Raw genomic sequence first — 17,927 nt, forward strand, 5'->3', positions numbered from 1 at the left:
AATCACTACTATACAAATAACAGTGAGTCATTATTAATGTCTACTATTGTAAAGTCTGGAGCCTGTCCAATGTCTGGCATATCGTCCTTGATTTGTTTGAGCATCTCAATCATTTCCTTGTTCTGTTTACTCTGCTCTTCAAGTTCCCCTTTTAATGCATCAATAATAGCTTTAGACTGATCTTGATTGCCAAGATCACCAATCACAGCTGTTACTTTCTCATAAGGCAGCTTGTGAATGATGTCTTTAAGCTCTTCTGCACCTACGTTATCCAAAAGTTCTTTAAACTGCTCATTAGACATATTGCGAGCAAAAGCTTGAAGTTTGTCTGGGTTGTCAGCTAAAGACTTAATGATAATCTGAATCTTATTAGAATCAGTTAAATCCTGAGCAATTGCTTCGAGTTTCTCAGGATCAAGCTTATTAACTAAGTCTTTCAGTTGTTCTTCTTGCAGACTATTTACTAAAGCTTTCAACTGATCACCTTCTAATGCTTTGGAGAGTATTGTCAAGTGGTGCTCAGCCAAGCCTTCTGCAAGCGCTGTAAGTTGCTCGTTACTTAAAGTTGGAATAAGTACTGCGAACTGATCCATTTTTAAGTGAGGTAAAATTTCTTTTACTTGCTCTGGATTTAACTGTCTCACTAGAGCTTCAAGCTGAGCATCATTTAAAATAGGAACAATTATTTGTAACTTTTCTGGATTTAGTTCCTGAGCGAGAGTGTGTAATTGGTGGTCGGTTAGATGATCCACTAAAGCTCAGAATTGGTTGTCTGTTAAGTTCTCTGCCAAGGCCTGTAGTTGCTCATTATTAAGAGTATTGGCAAGAGTCTCTAACTGATTTTCTGTTAGGTTCTCAACAAAAATTTTGGCAAACGCCTTTGATAGTATTATATCCTCTGGTATTTTAGATGATACTATATCTTGTATTACTTCTTCCTTGACGTGCCGTTCAATATATTGGAGTGCCTCATTGTCAGGTGAGTCAATAATATTTCCTTGATCATCCGAGAAATAATATTTGTAGGTATCACCTGACTCTTCCCATGTTAAATATTTATATTCCGCTGGTTGCGCCTTAAGAAGGTGCGTATATCTTGTTATATTATCATAATTAGCATAAGGATGGGATACTTCGTAGTCAATTGATATCTTCATTAATTTTTCATTAAGATATACAAAAGAATGCGAGTTATGTTCATAACCGAGTTTAGCGTTTCTAAATGGCACGACTGGAAATTTACAATTTGTGATTAGACCTTCTTCTTTATCACAACGGTAAGATGTTTTTTTCAAATCTTTCCCATTCTCCTTTATGCATACAACAGGTATAAAAGGACCATCACTTGCAGCGTTGCAAAATTTTATAGGTAAGTCTAGTACTCTATCGTCTTCATCATCCAGTGGAATAAACCAAATTTTATTAAAATTATTCCAAGTTAACTCTTCACCATCTACGGAACCTTGAAATATCCGCATTCTAGTCTCGTTAAATACCCCTTGTCCAGGCACCATCTTAAAAACATGCTTTTTTCCACTCATGGGCATTACTAATAAATTAATTGTTAGTATTCTAACATTTATTGATTAATTTATTGTTAAGTTAGTATATATCAGAATTATAACAACAAACATTACTTGTGTAGAGAAAAGTTACGAAAAGAAATAGGGATTTTTTAGGGAACTAGTATAAAATACTCATGAGCTAAAATAAGCTGACTTTATGATATGCTAGAACCTATATTGGTGGAGGCAAGCGGGATCGAACCGCTGACCTTCTGCGTGCAAAACAGATGCTCTACCAGCTGAGCTATACCCCCAGGTAATTCTTGCTTAAAGCATAAATCACTCAGGCTGAAATGCAAGAAATATTTATCTGTTAGGCTATTGCTAAATAGTGCACAAATTCTGCAGTTATGTACAATTCTCTATCTTTTTGTCTTTTCAGATTTGTACATCACACTATAAGCTTTGCCAAATGAATCTGTGAACCGAAAATTAACAAGAAGTTTTCCTTTGGAAATTTTTTTAAATTATCCATAGATTTTTGAACTAAATTATCACTAACGCAGTATATTATATAATTTATTTAACCACACATGAAAATTTTAGTTTGATTAAAACGGATAAAAACTATATTACTGTTTAGTATAGCTAAAAAATGAAATGATCCCGTAGCTCAGCCGGTAGAGCAACTGACTTTTAATCAGTGGGTCACGCGTTCGAATCGCGTCGGGATCACTTAGAATCTTAAAAAGCATGCTGAAGGAACAGGACAAAATATTTACAAACTTAAATGGTAAAGAAACTCCACTACTTGAGGGTGCAAAAAAACGTGGTAGCTGGCAAAAAACAAAGGAGTTACTAGATTTAGGATCAGAAAAGATCATTGATGAAGTAAAGAAATCTGGTTTGAGAGGTCGAGGGGGTGCAGGATTTTCCACCGGCCTTAAGTGGAGCTTTATGCCCAAAAATCTCCCAAAAGCATATTTAGTAGTCAATGCAGATGAGTCAGAACCTGGTACATGTAAAGATAGAGATATATTGCGATATGAGCCACATAAGTTACTTGAGGGAATTCTCCTAGCCGGCAAAGCGATCAGCGCATCAGTTGCGTATATTTATATCAGGGGTGAATTTTATAATGAATATTTAGTTCTAAAAAAAGCACTTGAGGAAGCCTATAAAGAAAACTTAATTGGAAAAAATGCCTGCAAATCAGGTTATGATCTTGATGTGTTTATCCATAGGGGTGCAGGAGCTTACATATGTGGGGAAGAAACAGCTCAACTCGAATCAATTGAAGGAAAAAAGGGCTTTCCTCGCATGAAACCTCCATTTCCCGCAGGTGTTGGACTTTTTGGCTGCCCAACCACAATAAACAACGTTGAAACTATAGCCATGGTTCCAGATATTCTGAATCGCGGAGGAGAATGGTTTGCATCTCTTGGTAAACCAAATAATACTGGTACCAAGGTCTTTTGTATTTCAGGACACGTAAACAACCCGTGTAATGTTGAAGAAGAGCTCGGAATTCCACTACGTGAATTGATTGAAAAATACGCAGGTGGAGTGCGAGGGGGTTGGGATAATTTACTTGCTGTAATACCTGGTGGGTCTTCAGTGCCATTAATTCCAAAATCTATATGCGATACTATTGAAATGGATTTTGATTCATTAAGAACTGTACAATCAGGGCTCGGTACTGCTGCTGTAATAGTGATGGATAAATCAACTGATATAATAGCTGCAATAGAGAGGTTATCACACTTTTATATGCACGAGTCCTGTGGGCAATGCACACCATGCCGTGAAGGTACTGGATGGATGTGGAGGATTATGAAGAGGATGGTGACAGGAGATATTAAGCCTGATGAAATAGATAAGCTGCTTGACCTCACAACTCAAATAGAAGGACATACAATTTGCGCACTTGGCGATGCTGCAGCTTGGCCTATTCAAGGATTAATAAGACATTTTCGCCATGTTATCAAAGAGAGAGCGATAGTTTAACTCTACTTATACTTCTTAAGCCGTTTTGCTACTTAGCAACCAGAGCTAAAAAATATTGATTCCCTTCCCTTTTAGGTGCCAATTCTACCTTTGCAATATCTTCAGTGTCTCTAATTAGCCGTTCTAATTTTTCCAGTCCGACTTCAGTGTTTATAAGCTCTCTGCCCTTAAATCTCATTGTAACTTTGATTTTATGTCCGTGGGCAAGTAAGTCTCTTGCTTGACGCAATTTTGTTTCGTAATCGTGATCACCAATATTGGGGCCCAGTTTAATTTCTTTTATAGTTAATGTTTTTTGTTTCTTTTTTGCTTCACTTGCCTTCTTTTTTATATCATACTTTTGTTTGCTATAATCCAGAACTTTACATACTGGAGGAGTTGAATCAGGTGCAATTTCTACCAAGTCTAAACCAACACCCTGTGCAAATTCCAAAGCTCGTTCTATTGGCACGATTCCGACCATTTCACCACTATGATCAACTAAGCGTACCTCCTTAGCTGTGATGAATCCATTAATTCTGTTTTTATTGTTCTTTTTAACTTGCAAACTTTAACTCCCTTAATTCAAATTAATACTTTTTAACAGCGATTCAGTAGCCTTTTCCAAAGAAAAAGACTCCTGTCTTTCTGATCCTAAATTTCTCACTGACACAGTTTTACTTGTAACTTCATTTTTGCCTATAATCCATAATATAGGAACCTTGTTTGAACTATGCAAACGTATCTTATAACTAATTTTTTCATTGGTCAAATCAGTCTTGACTCTCACACCTTGTTTTTTTAAGACATTGCTGATTTCTGTGGCGTAACTGTCAGCCTCATTTGTAATGATCAGAATAGCAAGTTGCGTTGGAGCAAGCCAAACTGGAAATTTTCCTGCATAATTTTCTATCAAAATTCCAATAAAACGCTCAAAAGTCCCAAGAATTGCCCTATGTAACATGACAGGGTGATGCTTGTGTCCATCTGCCCCTATATAAAAAACTCCCAGACGTTCTGGTAAAATGAAATCAACTTGTAATGTTCCACATTGCCAATTTCTGCCTATTGCGTCTTTCAAAACGAACTCTAACTTTGGACCATAAAACGCACCTTCACCAAGGTTAAGTTTATAACTCAAGTCCGCTTCTTGAACGGCTTCAAGCAGCGCTTTTTCAGCTCTATCCCACACTTCATCATTACCTGCTCTAATATCTGGACGGTCTGAAAATTTCACAGAAATTTCATTAAATCCAAGCTCTGAATATACTTCTTTTAAAAGGTCACAAAACTTTATAGTCTCAGAATTCACTTGTTCTTCCATACAAAAAATGTGTGCATCGTCTTGCGTAAAACCACGCACTCGCATCAGTCCATGCAATGAGCCTGAGCTTTCATTTCTATGGCATATGCCAAACTCTGCCATACGTATCGGTAAATCACGATAGCTTCTGGTGTGAGAATTAAAAATCTGCACATGACAGGGGCAATTCATGGGTTTTATTGCTAGCTTTTTACTTTCAGACTCGTCAACAGTAAACATATTTTCACGAAACTTATCCCAATGTCCAGATTTTTCCCACAGCTCTTTGCCTACTAAAATAGGGGTTTTTACCTCAAAATAGCCATTATTTATTAACTTCTTTCTGATGTAAGACTCAAGAACATTATATAAAATATATCCTTGTTCATGCCAAAAAACCTGCCCGACAGCTTCCTCTTGGATGTGAAATAAATCCATATCCTTGGCAATTTTGCGGTGATCACGTTTCTCTGCTTCTTTGAGACACTCAAGATAAGCGTTTAATTCATCCTTATTTCTCCATGCTGTGCCATATATTCGCTGCAACATTGGGCCCTTTGCATCACCTCGCCAGTATGCACCCGCTACTTTCATAAGTTTAAACGCTTTAACTCTGCCGGTTGATGGTGAGTGCGGACCACGGCATAGGTCTACAAAATCGCCTTGTCTATAAACAGTTAGGTTTTCACTCTCTAATATAGAGGATATAATTTCAACCTTATATTTTTCGCCTATACCACTAAAGAAATCAACTGCCTGCTTGCGAGTCCAAACCTCTCGAACAAATCTGTGATTACTTTTCACAATCTCTTTCATTTTCTTTTCTATTGCAGCAAGATCATCCGTAGTGAAGGTACGATCTGTAGCAAAATCATAGTAAAAACCGTCCTGAATTGTTGGGCCAATAGTAATCTGAGTATTAGGAAATAGCTCTTTCACTGCCTGCGCCATTATATGAGCAGCATCATGCCTTATTATATCTAAACCCGCTTCGTCACTCAGTTGTATCACCTCTATCTCTGTATCAGATTCAATTTCACGTGAGAGATCATATAACTCACCATTTACTTTCAATGCAACTACTTCTTTCAAAGCATCCGGTTGTAATATATCAAAGCCAGTGACTTTACCACTGTATTCTTTTACTTTTTGTTCGGTTGAAAAAGTAACTTTAATCATTCATCAGACCTTTTGTCATCCAAATCCAAGCGTGATTATTCAAATGTTCCATAAGGCAATAGAATAAATGTAAGACGTTAACGATTGATGTCATTCCAGTGCGTGACACTGGAATCCAGCTTACGAACATTGTTTTGACATATACCCCTAGAGTCAGCTGTCCATTGCATAATTTGCAAATACTTTTACACCTGGATCCCAGTGGGCTTTGTTGCATAGCAACTGAAAAAATCTGGTGGCTACTGACAAAATTCATTATAAAATAGCCATTTAACCTTTGAAGAAAAAATATGCCACAGAAAATGAAAGTCAGTAACCAAAACGAATATAACAAATTCCTTGAAAAAAGGGGAAATATTTTTCGTTACATTGATGAAGCTATCGAAAATTGGTATGAAATTGGGCCAAAAATGCAGCGGCAACTATATTTATAGTGATAAAGTGGTGATTTTGATACATATAACAACCCATCTATTCAGAATAGGTTTGAGTGGGATTTTTAGAGGGATACATTGAACAAATAGGAAAAAATTTTCCCTTTTTTCAAGGAATTTGTTATATTCGTTTTGGTTACTGACTTTCATTTTCTGTGGCATATTTTTTCTTCAAAGGTTAAATGGCTATTTTATAATGAATTTTGTCAGTAGCCACCAGATTTTTTCAGTTGCTATGCAACAAAGCCCACTGGGATCTAGAAAATCTAGTTAATATATATAGAGAAACCTTAGCTATAGTTTCGAAAAGAGTCTGATGTATTTTGCTATATGATCATAGGTCTAACAGGCGGAATTGGTGTAGGAAAGAGCTTTGTAGCTAATTGCTTTCAAGAGTTTGGTGCTGCTGTATTTGATGCTGATTCTGTTGTACACCAACTTTATAAAGTGGATAAAAGCATAATAAGCTATGCAGAAAAAAATTTTCCTGGAGTGGTAGTAAATGGTGAAATAGATAGAACAGTACTGTCTAAATATTTCTTAGCCTACGATGAAAATTGGAAACAATTTCAATCTTTGGTTCATGCCGTTGTGCGAAATGAACTAGAACTTTTTATTGCTAAGGAAATAAAGATCGATAGAAAACTTTTAGTTTTAGATGTGCCACTTCTATTAGAAACAAAATTTTATTTATATTGCAACCTTATTGTTTTCGTCCATGCAGATAGCGTTGTGCAAGCTCAAAGACTTAACGAACGCAACATAGATAAAGAAAAGCTAAATTTAATCTCCAATGTTCAGTTATCTATTGAGGAGAAAAGGAAGATGAGTGACTTTATTATCGATACCAGTGTAAGCAAAGAGTATGTTTTTTCTCAAGTAAAAGATATAGTGGACTCGTTAAATCTCAGCAGTTGATTTCAATTCACAATTTGCTTCCACCAAATTACTCCGAATTTTAGTTGTATTATTTGCGGATTTCACTGCTAAAATCTCAAATTTTGAGCTTGTGTTCAAAAATGATTCAACTGACCTGCCAAAAAAATCATATCTCCACCCCTTGAATAGTTTATCTGTCTGCCTAGATATTGACCCAGTTAACTCATCTTTTGAAGAAACTAATTTCCTTGATATGTTACTTTCTTTACATTTACTATCTAAAATAATTGAGAGTATATCGAATACAGATTTGTCATAATTATTCGGGAAGGTGTTGTTTTGCTGCATCCAATTTCTCTCATTTTCATTAAAAATATTCACAAACTCTAGTAAATCTGCATCTCTTATATTTTTTGCATTCCTCTTGAGATCATCTAAAATCTCATCAACATGCTCTACATTTTTTTCAATAAAACCAGCTATTACAGCATTATTAATTACTTTATTACGATTCATATTATAGCGCTGTGCTAAGGTCTCTTGCCACTCACTAACTGCTTTAACAGTTAGTATCAATCTTGGATTTACTTCATAATTAAATTTAATCCTCTTCCATGCATCTTTTGGATTATGTAAATACTTATTTATATCAACTATTGATTCCATCTCTTCTTGAAACCAACCCATCCTATTATTTTCTTCAAGTTTATCGCACAATATTTGGTATAGGCCATATAGGTGTATCACGTCGTTTACTGCATAATCTAACTGATCCTCGGATAACGGCCTTCTTAACCAGTCTGAATTTTTAGCTTTAATTTTATCCAGTGCTATTCCTTGATATTGCTCCACTACTTTTGAGTAACCAATAAAGTCATGATAATAATGACAAAACATAGCGGCAACTTGGGTATCAAAAATGGGAGTGGGAATACATTTAAACACAGTGAGTAAGGATTCTATATCCTGCCGGCAGCTATGAAACACTTTGGTTATCCCCTGATTTAGCATTATTTTCTTAATGAATGATAAATCAATTTCTGGCACTAATGCGTCTACAATAAAACTCTTCTCTCCGCAAGAAATTTGAATTAACGATAATTTTGGGTAGTAGATTAAATTATTTCTAATGAACTCCGTGTCAACTGCTATAAATTTCGGCTTTTTTGCTATCAACCCCTCACATATGTCCTCCAGCTCCGACGTTGTATTAATTAACATATGTTTTTTATTCAGTGGTTCTACTTTACCACTTACATTAAATTTTTGCAATTAGTGACTTCTTGCAAAACTTTCTATCACTCATTGGTGTCATCCAAGTAGCGTGACTACTTGGATCCAGAAAACTCAATTAGAAACGAGTACACTAGGTAGTTGTATAATAAGAACTAGATACAAGTGTCACGCACTGGAGTGATACCGTGGACTGTGCATAAGCGTCAAGTTAAGGGAATATTGGCAAATAAGCAATGCTTAAAATAGACATCTTATTTGTTACATTTATTTTTTAGGAAAGTAGAGCAAAACAATTTTTTTAGAAAACCCACTAACTTTATTGTTTAATTTTAAAATAGTCCTTTCTAATGCTACTTCTTCTTAACTTGACCTTAATTCTGCAATTTCTTTAATGGAAAGTCCAGTAAACTTAACAATAGTGTTGACATCAACATTATTAGCCAGCATTGCTTTTGCGACTTCAATTTTGCCTTCCTCTCTCCCTTCTTTCCTACCTTTCTCTTTACCAATTTTGATGCCTTTTTCAGTAGCATCATCAAGCTTTTGAGCAAGGACAGCCTGTTCATCAAGAATACGTTTTATTTTCTGTTCATAGGCAATAAATTCTTTTTCTGACCAGTTAAATCTATTTAGCTCTTCATAGGCCTTTTTAATTATTACATCACTACCTATTATTTTTTCCAGCTCTTCTTCACTAGTCTCATCTGCATATCGAAAAAAATAAACCCATTTTTTAACTATATTTTCCAACTGATCTTCCTTATTCTTTGGAAATTTTGGCAACTCAATAAATATAAAATAGAAATCTTTTAGATCATGCTCATTAGTGTCTTCATCTCGAATAGTATGCTTTGATTTGTACTCAGATTTATTAGGAAACAGTACACAATCTGCTATAGCAATGAAGATAATTTCCTTAAGGTTATGATACTGGTCACCTTTATCAGCTTGCCTTGAGTAAGCTTTAGCAGCATAGTATTGAGCACGTTTTTCAAATCCTTTAGTTTTAGCAACTTGATTAGGTAAGGAGACAGTATTACTACTATCCCCTCCCTTAGAACCTGTTTAAAATCTCCTCAATAGAAGAGAAATGAAAGAAAGAACAACCATTTGTAAACTTGTGTTGAGTTTACGCTTGCAATTTTTCCATAACCGTCTACATTTTTCCAACCAAGCAAAAGACCGCTCGACAACCCATCTTTTTGGCAATACAGCAAAGGTATGTAATTCGCTTCGTTTTACTACCTCAACAGTTGCACCAATAGTTGCTTTTATTTGTATTGCAAAATTTTCTCCTGTATAGCCAGCATCAACGAGTATATTTTTGACTTCAGAGAGGTTTTCTTTAGCATTTTCCACCATTTTCACAGCACTGCTACGATCAGTTGCTTCTGCCGTTGTTATATGAATTGCATGTGTTGTGTATCAACTACGATATGACCCTGAAATCTTTTTACCTGCATCATAGCCCTTTCTTTCAGCAGTATCTGCGTTTTTGACGCTTTGAGCATCAATTATGCAGAAACTGGTTTTCTCTTTCCGACCACTGTTTTGTCGCAACCAATTTTTTTTAACCAACAAGCTTGGCTCCTTTCCTTTCTTATATGTTGAAATTAAGTCTTTGTAAGTGTGACAAAGCAGTAATATAAAGATGTATAGAGAAGAGGAACCGTTTCCTTTCTTGGTCATAGGGACCGTTGGAAAGCAAGGTTCTCTTCTCTTAAATTTATACTGAAAGTTCCGAACAACTGATTGAGCTTTTAGGCTCGTATATAAGACTGGAAAATGCAGTATATGTTATTATTATGGAGGAATTATGAATTCATCAAATATTATTGCTGGCATTGATGTTAGCAAAAGTAAATTAGATATCCACATTCACCCACTTGAGCATTATAAAATATTTGAAAACAATGTACAATCCATTGATGAAATGCTGGACTTTTTACGTTTGCATAATGTAACCAAAGTTGGTCTTGAGGCAACTGGTGGATACGAAAAATTATGTGCCTATACTTTACTAAGCAATGGTTTTGAGGTGTACGTCATTCAACCTAGATGGGTTAGAGACTATGCTAAAAGCCTTGGTATTACTACAAAAACTGATAAAATAGACTGCAGTATCATTTCACGTTATATCAATAATACAGATATGCGTGTTACTCCTTTAACAGTTGATAATGGTAATATTGATTGCTTGAAACAAAAATTATCTCGTAGAAACCAACTTGTAGAAATAGCAAAAATACAAAAAACCCAAATCCAACAGGTAACTGATACATCTATAATCAAACAAATAGAGGAGCTTCTCGCGATTTTACGTAATCAAATTAAAACTTTAGAAGATGAAATGATTACATTTATCGATCAAAACCAAGAGCTTAAAAGAAAATATATATCAATAACTAGCATACCAGGTGTAAGTAAAATCACAGCCATTACTTTGATTTGCTATTTGCCCGAACTTGGAACCCTTCAAGAAAAGCAAATATCTAGCCTTGCAGGACTTGCACCTTTTAATCGAGACAGTGGTTTCAGTAAAGGAAAGAGATGTATTCAGGGCGGTAGATCACAAGTTAGAACGGTTTTACACATGTGTATTCTCAGTGCACAAAAAGTTAATTCTTATATCAACCCTTTCTTTACTAGATTATATAATCAATATAAAAAGCCATATAAAATTGCTTCCACTGCTGCCATGAGAAAACTGCTTATTCTTGCTAACTCTTTGGTCAGAGACGATAGAGTCTTTACTGAGGAATATAGTCCTCAGTCTGTTTCTATCTAAGCTAATTTATGGCAGAGCTTGTGGATAAGTACGCTATACAAACTGTAAGTACTTATCCACAGCTACACTAGATTAAGAATATTTAAATTAAGAGTCATAATATATTGATTTTTTATAAATCTACTAAATTGAAAATTTTTCGATATTTTTCATTTTTTTTATTGATTTTTAACACAACTGCTATCCGCTTTCTTGGGCAATCCACCTCCACATCTAACACACATCTCAGTGATTATAATATCCAATTTTTGATCATGTTTTTCTACAGGTAAATTTTTACAATATTGTTTCTCATAGGCTACACCTATAAATATTTTTCCAAGCGGCCGCAGTTTTTCTATCATTGTATCATACCAACCACCGCCAAAACCTAATCTATTGAAATGATCATCAAAAGCAACAACAGGAGTAATGATTGTATCGGGAATTACATCTTCATTTGTTTCGTTCCATCCCTCAAATCTTAGTAACTGATTTTTATCAGGAATTGCTACTTTATAACCTAAATAGAGCAAACGACACATCAAAGGGACAACATTTATTTCCCCATCCATTGGAATGTAAGCCGCAATTGTTTTGCCTTTAACGTAACTTAAGTTCTGATTAAAGAGATTAATAAGGGAATTTGCCGCATAACTGGAATAACTTTCATCAATATCTTTTCTTATAGTTCTATATTGCTCTCTTATTTCCTTTTTGTGCTGTTTAATATCTTTGAACATGATCTATCCATTTTGCAGTGAGTTTTTCTTGTAAACTATTTTGCTTCAAGCGCTCACTTAAAAAGTCAAAGTCAATAAATTCCATATCCTGGTCTTGATTACTGCAGCTATAAACAAAACTCCTTTCTCCTGTTTCCGTATTTATATGTTGCTGCACACACTGAGCACAGATTTCTTTCATCATACACTGCATAGGAGAATTAACTGATGATATTGCTATGTGGCCTGATTTCAGATATGGCTTTAAAATTGTTTTTCTAGCTTCATTCACAGCTTTCATCATTTTATCAGAACCAATAGTGATAATTTTATCTATAGCGTTCAAATTAATACCTAATCTTCCTTGTTGATAAGAGACTATTGCATCAACTATATTACCATGAAAGGATTTATCTTGATCTCTGCTTGTTTCTATCAATCCTTCTTCACATGCCCAAACTACTGCATTTGATGCACGTTCTATCAGTGCTCGTTTAAATACATCACTTAACTTCTTATAGCCAGCAAAGTACAAAACCTTGTTATTATTTTCAAGACATGCCTTCCCTATCGAAAATAACACTGCATTTCCAACTCCACCACCAATTAGCATTATATTCTTCATGTGCTATTTTAACTATATTTGTTCAAATTTTTTGAAATTTTATAGAACAAAGTAATTTTCGCACACAAAGACAGAGACAAGGACACTCTCTGACTTCAACTATACCGATAACTGACAGCTGCATTTTTACGCATATCATCTAATAACAAGTTGCTTTGTATCATAATCTTTTGTTGGTACATCTGCTGTTTAATTGCTTCTATACCCGCTACATTACTCTTGATATCACACAACATCATTAACTTTGCAGTGCCATTTTCTCTCAATTCTACTATTTCATTCACACTTGTTTTACTAAATAAAATCTGTAAATCAGGATTTAAATCTCGCATTTTTATTTCAAATTCTTTTGCGTTTGGCAGCTTAAAATTATCTGCCAATTTATCAAAATTTAAACAATTAACTTTTTGCTCCTTTAAACTATCTAATAAACTTTCTGAACCTTCAACCACAATCTGTTTTAATTTTAAAGTGCTTTCCAGCAGTGCATGATTAAGTTGTACTTTATCTATTACTTTTATAACAGAGTAACCTTCACTAAAACTAACTGGACCTGCTATATCGCTGATTTCTAATCCTTCTAAAACGCCCTTGAGTTTGCCTTTCAGCTGACTTAAATTAACTGTTGCTTTACGTATCTTTATTGGAGATTCTGGAATAAAGTCATCATTACTATTACGTAATTTTTTTACTAAATCTTCAGCTATACCATAAACGTCCTTGTCTTTTTGATCAGGAATTATAAACTCTTGGAACGTGATAAGATAATCCGGCTTTTCTGTTTGCCTTTTTACATCATCTACTTCTTTATCGCTTATATTAATAAATGGCACAATTCTTACTTCAATAATTTTGCTCCATAGTAACTGACATTTTATTTGTTTTCTTAAAATACTAAGATCCATATTATGCTTCTCTATGTATTGATCAACTTCATTAGCCTTAAGTTTAAAACTTTGGGTTAAAAATAACATGACAGCATTATCTAACTCCTCGTTGCTCAATTTTATATTCAGCCTCTGCGCTTCATTGATAATGATAATTTCGTCTATTAGTTCCCTAAGAATTTGAGGCTTTGCTTCTTTTTGATTAACACTTTGAGTGCCAAATAATGAATTTATAAAGTTGATGCGTTTTTCGATATCTAAATTTGAAATTGGCTCGCCATTTACATCTGCAATAATTTCAATCTCGGTTGCAAGCAACCTAAGTGGCAACACTATCAACAGTAAAATTAGTATTTTATGCATATAAGTAAGGTTAATAACCAATTCTATAATAAATACTGAGTCAATGCTAGCCAACTTTTTAATAGTGATCTCAGTGACAATGGAAATAAAAACCATTGCAACAAAATCAGGTACGCTGGTAAATAGGCTAAAAACATGCTAATATAGCGAATTTAGACCGTGCTCAAAACAGTATACGGAAGGAGAGGGATTCGAACCCTCGATACGACTTTTCAATCGTATAACGGTTTAGCAAACCGCCGCCTTCAGCCGCTCGGCCACCCTTCCAAATTTAGAACCTAAAGATTATATAATACCAAGACCTCTACCACCTGTCTAATGCTTTTAACAGCAACATTTTTCCGAACAACTGTAATTTTTAGATCTGTGGTACAAAAATCTATAGCTAACCCAAGAAAGGTTTCCCTACGTCATACCGCAATTCATTCCACAACTGTACAAACATTACAATTTGAGCCTACCAGAAGAATATCATCCCAGTGCCCAGACACTAGGATGGCTTTGTTGCATAGCAACCGAAAAAATCTGGTGGCTACTGACAAAATTCATTATAAATAACCATTTAACTGTTGAAGAAAAAATATGCCACAGAAAATGAAAGTCAGTAACCAAAATGAATATAACAAATTTCTCCAGGAAAGAGGAAATATTTTTCATTATATCAATGAAGCCATAGAAAATTGGTATGAAAATAGTCCAAAAATGCAAGGCGGCAACTATATTTACAGTGATAAAGTTGTGATTTTGGTGCATATAATTGTCAATCTTTTTAGAATTGGTTTAAGACAAACGGTGGGGTTTATAAAAGGATATATGCAACAAATAGGAAGAGATTTAGCAGTTATCAGCTATTCACAAGCATCAAGAAGGTTTAAGAAACTTAATATTAAGATCAATGATTGCAGAATTGATAAAAATAATATGGAAGACATCGAAATTGCTATAGATAGTACAGGTATCAGCATTTACAACAATACCCCTGGTCACAGCAAGGAAAATAGCGCTGACAGAAAATATCGTGGCTATGAACAGACAAGAAAATTGCATGTAATGTTGAATATAAACAGCAAAAAAGCCATAGCTGTAAAATACAGTAACGGTGTCTACTCTGATCACTATGGAGCTTGCGATTTGCTTAAAGAAGTTAATTTTCAGCATGTCATAAAAGCACTATATGCAGATAGGGCATATGATAGGCACAAGTTTTACAAATTGTGTCACGAATATGATATAAAGGCAAAAATTCCACCAATAAACAATGCGGCAGAACATCCAGAAATAGATTATATGTCTGACAGAAATGCTGCTATTAGGTTAATAAAGTTATACGGTGAAGATGGCGTGAAAGAATGGAAAAAAGAAGTAAATTATGGGAAAAGATCTTATATTGAAGGGTTTTTCTCAAGATTAAAGCAAATATTTGGATTCAGCTTTAGGAATAAATCCGAAGTAAATCGCGAAAAAGAATTGCTGATTAAGTGCTATTTGCTTAATCAATTTACTGAAATTGGTATGGCTAAATTTGAAATGGCTACATGATATTTATCGTAAATTACTACCAGTATAAGGTGCGATGCAACAAAGCCCACTGGGATCCAGGAATTTTGATTGGGCACTAAGTTGGTAAGCATAAAAGTGGCTGATCTTGTGTTAAAACACAACGTTCTTGATGAGATTACGGCAAGGCTGGATTCCAGTGTCAAGCACTGGAATGACACCATTTGCTGTGCAGTTTACCTTCAAGAATGAATGTTCGTACAGTTGTGCGCGGTATCTCAGCATAGATTCCGCTAACAAGTAGCGGAATGACGAATTTGTTGTTTTTCAAATTGTAGGCAAACCTAAGCCACTTTAGCTATAAATCAATAAAAACTAATTTCTGCTTTTTTCAATAATTTTCTTTACTTCTTCTACACCAACCCATTCTCCAACTGCTACTGTTTTTCCCTTTTCTAGATCTTTATAATGAGAAAAGAAATGAGCAATTTTATCTAGTAGGTTTTTAGATAAGTCAGAATAGTCCTTTATATTGTCATAATAGCTATCAACACTGGAAACAGGCACTGCTAATATTTTCTCATCTTCTCCTTTTTCATCTTTAGTGAGTAATGCGCCTATTGGACGCACCGATATTAAAACACTAGATGCTAAGGGAAATTGAGTTAGCACCAAAACATCCACAGGATCACCATCACCTGCGCAGGTATTTGGTATAAACCCATAATTGCAAGGATAAGTCATTGAGGTAGATAAAAATCTGTCAACTTGTAACAACCCAAGCTCTTTATTAAATTCATACTTTACAGGCTCAGCATTTGCACTTATTTCAATTACCACATTCACCGCATTTGGTCCCGCTGTTATTTTACTTAAATCCATAAATCACCTCTTAACTTAAGAATAAGCATTATACAATATGTGCTTTTAAGTTGCTACATTTATAGCTTGTTTTGCATGGAGCGGTTCTAATTTTTTATTCTGCACATCATCGACTGTTGAAAGCGGTGGTTCCTGTGATAATTGAAATAAAGCATATACTATTACAACAGTAAGCACTGCAGCAATTACTAGATTAACAAAATTATCCTGTGGTAGAACACTTTTTATTGGATTAAATAATTTTTGCTCCATAAGGAAATAATCAGCAACATATAACCCAACAGATAATACAAACACACCTAAAATAAGTTTACAGACTGTGTTTTTATGGTCTTTTTCTTTTTTCTTGCTGACAATGAAATTTGGCCTACATTTATTCTCTTCTTGTGGCACTGAGTAGTATATATTTTTAGGGCTCGTTACTAATTGTTCAAATTCATCACTATTTTGGTTTTTTAACAGTTGCTCTAGGGTGTTTTTTGTATTTACAGGATATATTAATCCATCCATTTTTAATTCTTTCTCTTGTCGATCCACATTCTCATGGTTGATTGTATATTTGATGGTTCCATCTCTACTTGATAATCCGATCATGTGTAGTTTGCCAGCCAAGAACATTATATAGCTCTCTATTAACTGATTCTCACATATCTCTAATACTTCTCTTTTTACTGTTTTGTTAGATGACGAAAGTTCTTTATAGTGACCACCCAAAGAAAAGAACAATGCTATATCTTTATCTGCTTTTATGTCATGAATGGAATAATAGCTGCTGATAACGCACTTATTTAATGCAAATTCTCTGTCATATTTGTTTAATGTATTTCCTTCACTTAGTAACTTTCTAAGACCAATGAGTACTTTATTTTCAAAATCTTCTTCTGTTTTAAATATTGGTTCTCTCTTTGGACTTGCTAAGATGTTAAGTAAATCTAATTTACTTCCATCTACTACTTCATTTATATCTCTATTTAACTCAGACCCTTTAATAACTTCATATATTTTATCTATGACATCTTTAGTATTCAGGTTATTGTTTTCACTAAGTATCTTATAAGCTTGAGCATAAATTAAAAACAGCCCTTGTAGACTAAACTTTAAGTTAAAATATTCATCTAATGGCTCCCCCTCTTTTTTAATGAATGCAGACAAACCAAAATGATTTCTGTGGTCCATACTACGATCTAAGTCAGCATGTTGAAAGCCACCTAAAAAAATAAACAAAGTCTCTAATAAATTACCCTTGCCAACAATTTTTATTAATTCTTCAACTTCTTTAACCATTGCTAAAACCTATAATATTCTACTTTATAGTATAAGGGATATATGGCAAAATAGCAATAAATGTTATTAAACTTCTTGCATAACCCAAACTAAGTAGAAAAAGGTATAGCTATACCGCCGCGGTATCTCTAGATCCCGCTAACACGTAGCGGGATGACGGTTATCAGGCTAGCTGTCATCCCAGTGCGTGAAGGTGGAATCTAGTTTCACTTTATGATGGTGTCATTCCAGTCTGGAATCCAGGAAAAAGAATAGCGATGCAACAAAGCCCACTGGGATCCAGCCTTTTCATCCAAGACGGCAGCGCCTCCTTCTTCTGTCATCCCAGTGTCCAGAGGTGTCATCCCAGTGCGTGACACTGGGATCTAGCCTTTATTA

Annotated in this window: 15 protein-coding genes, 3 tRNA genes and 4 pseudogenes; 8 read left to right on the plus strand and 14 right to left on the minus strand. The window is 34.7% G+C overall.

Features of this window, described 5'->3' with window-relative positions; translation table 11 throughout:
* Positions 1 to 8 precede the first annotated feature (8 nt).
* Together OPR48_RS07350 and OPR48_RS03000 are read right to left on the minus strand one after the other, a co-directional pair.
* Positions 9 to 1,541 (minus strand): annotated as a pseudogene (locus OPR48_RS07350) (magnesium transporter MgtE N-terminal domain-containing protein).
* Positions 1,542 to 1,743: 202 nt separating this feature from the next.
* Positions 1,744 to 1,819 (minus strand) — tRNA-Ala (locus OPR48_RS03000).
* A 348-nt stretch (positions 1,820 to 2,167) separates the two neighbouring features.
* Between OPR48_RS03000 and OPR48_RS03005 the strand changes: the two genes are divergently transcribed.
* Positions 2,168 to 2,240: transfer RNA gene (locus tag OPR48_RS03005), tRNA-Lys, on the plus strand.
* A gap of 18 nt (positions 2,241 to 2,258) precedes the next feature.
* Complete coding sequence (gene nuoF, locus OPR48_RS03010) at positions 2,259 to 3,512, plus strand: NADH-quinone oxidoreductase subunit NuoF (protein ID WP_265026520.1); 1,254 nt, start codon at positions 2,259 to 2,261, stop codon at positions 3,510 to 3,512.
* A gap of 28 nt (positions 3,513 to 3,540) precedes the next feature.
* On the opposite strand, the gene infC is transcribed toward nuoF, so the two are convergent.
* Together infC and thrS are read right to left on the minus strand one after the other, a co-directional pair.
* Positions 3,541 to 4,059: a translation initiation factor IF-3 gene (gene infC / locus OPR48_RS03015; protein ID WP_265026521.1), complete on the minus strand. Its 519-nt coding sequence runs from the start codon at positions 4,057 to 4,059 to the stop codon at positions 3,541 to 3,543.
* Positions 4,060 to 4,071: 12 nt separating this feature from the next.
* Positions 4,072 to 5,973, minus strand: a complete 1,902-nt coding sequence (gene thrS, locus OPR48_RS03020) for a threonine--tRNA ligase (protein ID WP_265026522.1) — start codon at positions 5,971 to 5,973, stop codon at positions 4,072 to 4,074.
* Between the two features lie 290 nt (positions 5,974 to 6,263).
* Here thrS and OPR48_RS07500 point away from each other — a divergent pair.
* Together OPR48_RS07500 and coaE are read left to right on the plus strand one after the other, a co-directional pair.
* Positions 6,264 to 6,505, plus strand: a pseudogene (locus OPR48_RS07500) (IS5 family transposase); the annotation flags it as partial.
* Positions 6,506 to 6,737: 232 nt separating this feature from the next.
* On the plus strand, positions 6,738 to 7,325 hold the full coding sequence (gene coaE / locus OPR48_RS03035; RefSeq protein ID WP_265026525.1) for a dephospho-CoA kinase: 588 nt from the start codon (positions 6,738 to 6,740) through the stop codon (positions 7,323 to 7,325).
* On the opposite strand, the gene OPR48_RS03040 is transcribed toward coaE, so the two are convergent.
* From OPR48_RS03040 to OPR48_RS03050, 3 genes and pseudogenes are all read right to left on the minus strand, one after another.
* A complete protein-coding gene (locus tag OPR48_RS03040; protein WP_265026613.1) occupies positions 7,308 to 8,507 on the minus strand; it encodes a ribonuclease D in 1,200 nt (399 codons plus the stop codon). The two genes, coaE and OPR48_RS03040, sit on opposite strands and share 18 nt — an antisense overlap.
* A 375-nt stretch (positions 8,508 to 8,882) precedes the next feature.
* Positions 8,883 to 9,539: pseudogene (locus OPR48_RS03045) on the minus strand (Rpn family recombination-promoting nuclease/putative transposase); the annotation flags it as partial.
* 48 nt (positions 9,540 to 9,587) lie between these two features.
* Positions 9,588 to 10,079 (minus strand): annotated as a pseudogene (locus tag OPR48_RS03050) (IS5 family transposase); the annotation flags it as partial.
* Positions 10,080 to 10,338: 259 nt separating this feature from the next.
* Between OPR48_RS03050 and OPR48_RS03055 the strand changes: the two are divergent.
* Positions 10,339 to 11,310 (plus strand): IS110 family RNA-guided transposase, encoded by a 972-nt coding sequence (locus OPR48_RS03055; protein ID WP_265025994.1) that lies wholly within the window; start codon positions 10,339 to 10,341, stop codon positions 11,308 to 11,310.
* A gap of 158 nt (positions 11,311 to 11,468) precedes the next feature.
* Here OPR48_RS03055 and OPR48_RS03060 read toward each other — a convergent pair whose 3' ends face one another.
* The 4 genes from OPR48_RS03060 to OPR48_RS03075 form a co-directional block, all read right to left on the minus strand.
* The gene (locus OPR48_RS03060) at positions 11,469 to 12,032 is read right to left on the minus strand and encodes a 5-formyltetrahydrofolate cyclo-ligase (protein ID WP_265026526.1); all 564 of its coding nucleotides are present in this window, start codon (positions 12,030 to 12,032) and stop codon (positions 11,469 to 11,471) included.
* Entirely contained in the window at positions 12,016 to 12,636 is a 621-nt protein-coding gene (locus tag OPR48_RS03065; protein ID WP_265026527.1) for a ferredoxin reductase domain-containing protein, read from the minus strand. The genes OPR48_RS03060 and OPR48_RS03065 overlap by 17 nt, the downstream gene beginning before the upstream one ends.
* Positions 12,637 to 12,731: 95 nt before the next feature.
* Positions 12,732 to 13,886 (minus strand): SurA N-terminal domain-containing protein, encoded by a 1,155-nt coding sequence (locus OPR48_RS03070; RefSeq protein ID WP_265026614.1) that lies wholly within the window; start codon positions 13,884 to 13,886, stop codon positions 12,732 to 12,734.
* A gap of 176 nt (positions 13,887 to 14,062) precedes the next feature.
* Positions 14,063 to 14,153: transfer RNA gene (locus OPR48_RS03075), tRNA-Ser, on the minus strand.
* 184 nt (positions 14,154 to 14,337) lie between these two features.
* On the opposite strand from OPR48_RS03075, the gene OPR48_RS03080 reads away from it, so the two are divergent.
* The 3 genes from OPR48_RS03080 to OPR48_RS03090 all read left to right on the plus strand — a co-directional run bounded on the left by OPR48_RS03080 (position 14,338) and on the right by OPR48_RS03090 (position 15,687).
* A complete protein-coding gene (locus OPR48_RS03080; RefSeq protein WP_265026528.1) occupies positions 14,338 to 14,484 on the plus strand; it encodes a hypothetical protein in 147 nt (48 codons plus the stop codon).
* The gene (locus tag OPR48_RS03085; protein WP_265025454.1) at positions 14,469 to 15,425 is read left to right on the plus strand and encodes an IS5 family transposase; all 957 of its coding nucleotides are present in this window, start codon (positions 14,469 to 14,471) and stop codon (positions 15,423 to 15,425) included. Before OPR48_RS03080 ends, OPR48_RS03085 begins: the two co-directional genes overlap by 16 nt.
* Before the next feature lie 130 nt (positions 15,426 to 15,555).
* Positions 15,556 to 15,687 carry a hypothetical protein gene (locus OPR48_RS03090; RefSeq protein ID WP_264688037.1) on the plus strand — a complete coding sequence of 44 codons (132 nt, stop codon included), beginning with the start codon at positions 15,556 to 15,558 and terminating at the stop codon, positions 15,685 to 15,687.
* Positions 15,688 to 15,758: 71 nt separating this feature from the next.
* Here the strand turns inward: OPR48_RS03090 and ppa are convergent, their stop codons facing one another.
* The 3 genes from ppa to OPR48_RS03105 form a co-directional block, all read right to left on the minus strand.
* On the minus strand, positions 15,759 to 16,265 hold the full coding sequence (ppa, locus tag OPR48_RS03095; RefSeq protein WP_265026529.1) for an inorganic diphosphatase: 507 nt from the start codon (positions 16,263 to 16,265) through the stop codon (positions 15,759 to 15,761).
* A gap of 45 nt (positions 16,266 to 16,310) precedes the next feature.
* Positions 16,311 to 17,549: a WD1261 family protein gene (locus OPR48_RS03100; RefSeq protein WP_265026530.1), complete on the minus strand. Its 1,239-nt coding sequence runs from the start codon at positions 17,547 to 17,549 to the stop codon at positions 16,311 to 16,313.
* A 206-nt stretch (positions 17,550 to 17,755) separates the two neighbouring features.
* Positions 17,756 to 17,908 carry a hypothetical protein gene (locus tag OPR48_RS03105; protein WP_265026531.1) on the minus strand — a complete coding sequence of 51 codons (153 nt, stop codon included), beginning with the start codon at positions 17,906 to 17,908 and terminating at the stop codon, positions 17,756 to 17,758.
* Positions 17,909 to 17,927: the final 19 nt, after the last annotated feature.

The sequence above is a fragment of the Wolbachia endosymbiont (group A) of Bibio marci genome, from assembly GCF_947251645.1.
Classification (GTDB): Bacteria; Pseudomonadota; Alphaproteobacteria; order Rickettsiales; family Anaplasmataceae; genus Wolbachia.

Excerpts from the sequence above, each read along its gene's own strand:
- nuoF (WP_265026520.1), top strand. The coding sequence starts at position 2,259 with ATGCTGAAGGAACAGGACAAAATATTTACAAACTTAAATGGTAAAGAA.
- thrS (WP_265026522.1), bottom strand. The coding sequence starts at position 5,973 with ATGATTAAAGTTACTTTTTCAACCGAACAAAAAGTAAAAGAATACAGT.
- coaE (WP_265026525.1), top strand. The coding sequence starts at position 6,738 with ATGATCATAGGTCTAACAGGCGGAATTGGTGTAGGAAAGAGCTTTGTA.
- OPR48_RS03040 (WP_265026613.1), bottom strand. The coding sequence starts at position 8,507 with ATGTTAATTAATACAACGTCGGAGCTGGAGGACATATGTGAGGGGTTG.
- OPR48_RS03055 (WP_265025994.1), top strand. The coding sequence starts at position 10,339 with ATGAATTCATCAAATATTATTGCTGGCATTGATGTTAGCAAAAGTAAA.
- OPR48_RS03060 (WP_265026526.1), bottom strand. The coding sequence starts at position 12,032 with ATGTTCAAAGATATTAAACAGCACAAAAAGGAAATAAGAGAGCAATAT.
- OPR48_RS03065 (WP_265026527.1), bottom strand. The coding sequence starts at position 12,636 with ATGAAGAATATAATGCTAATTGGTGGTGGAGTTGGAAATGCAGTGTTA.
- OPR48_RS03070 (WP_265026614.1), bottom strand. The coding sequence starts at position 13,886 with ATGCATAAAATACTAATTTTACTGTTGATAGTGTTGCCACTTAGGTTG.
- OPR48_RS03085 (WP_265025454.1), top strand. The coding sequence starts at position 14,469 with ATGCCACAGAAAATGAAAGTCAGTAACCAAAATGAATATAACAAATTT.
- OPR48_RS03090 (WP_264688037.1), top strand. The coding sequence starts at position 15,556 with ATGAGATTACGGCAAGGCTGGATTCCAGTGTCAAGCACTGGAATGACA.
- ppa (WP_265026529.1), bottom strand. The coding sequence starts at position 16,265 with ATGGATTTAAGTAAAATAACAGCGGGACCAAATGCGGTGAATGTGGTA.
- OPR48_RS03100 (WP_265026530.1), bottom strand. The coding sequence starts at position 17,549 with ATGGTTAAAGAAGTTGAAGAATTAATAAAAATTGTTGGCAAGGGTAAT.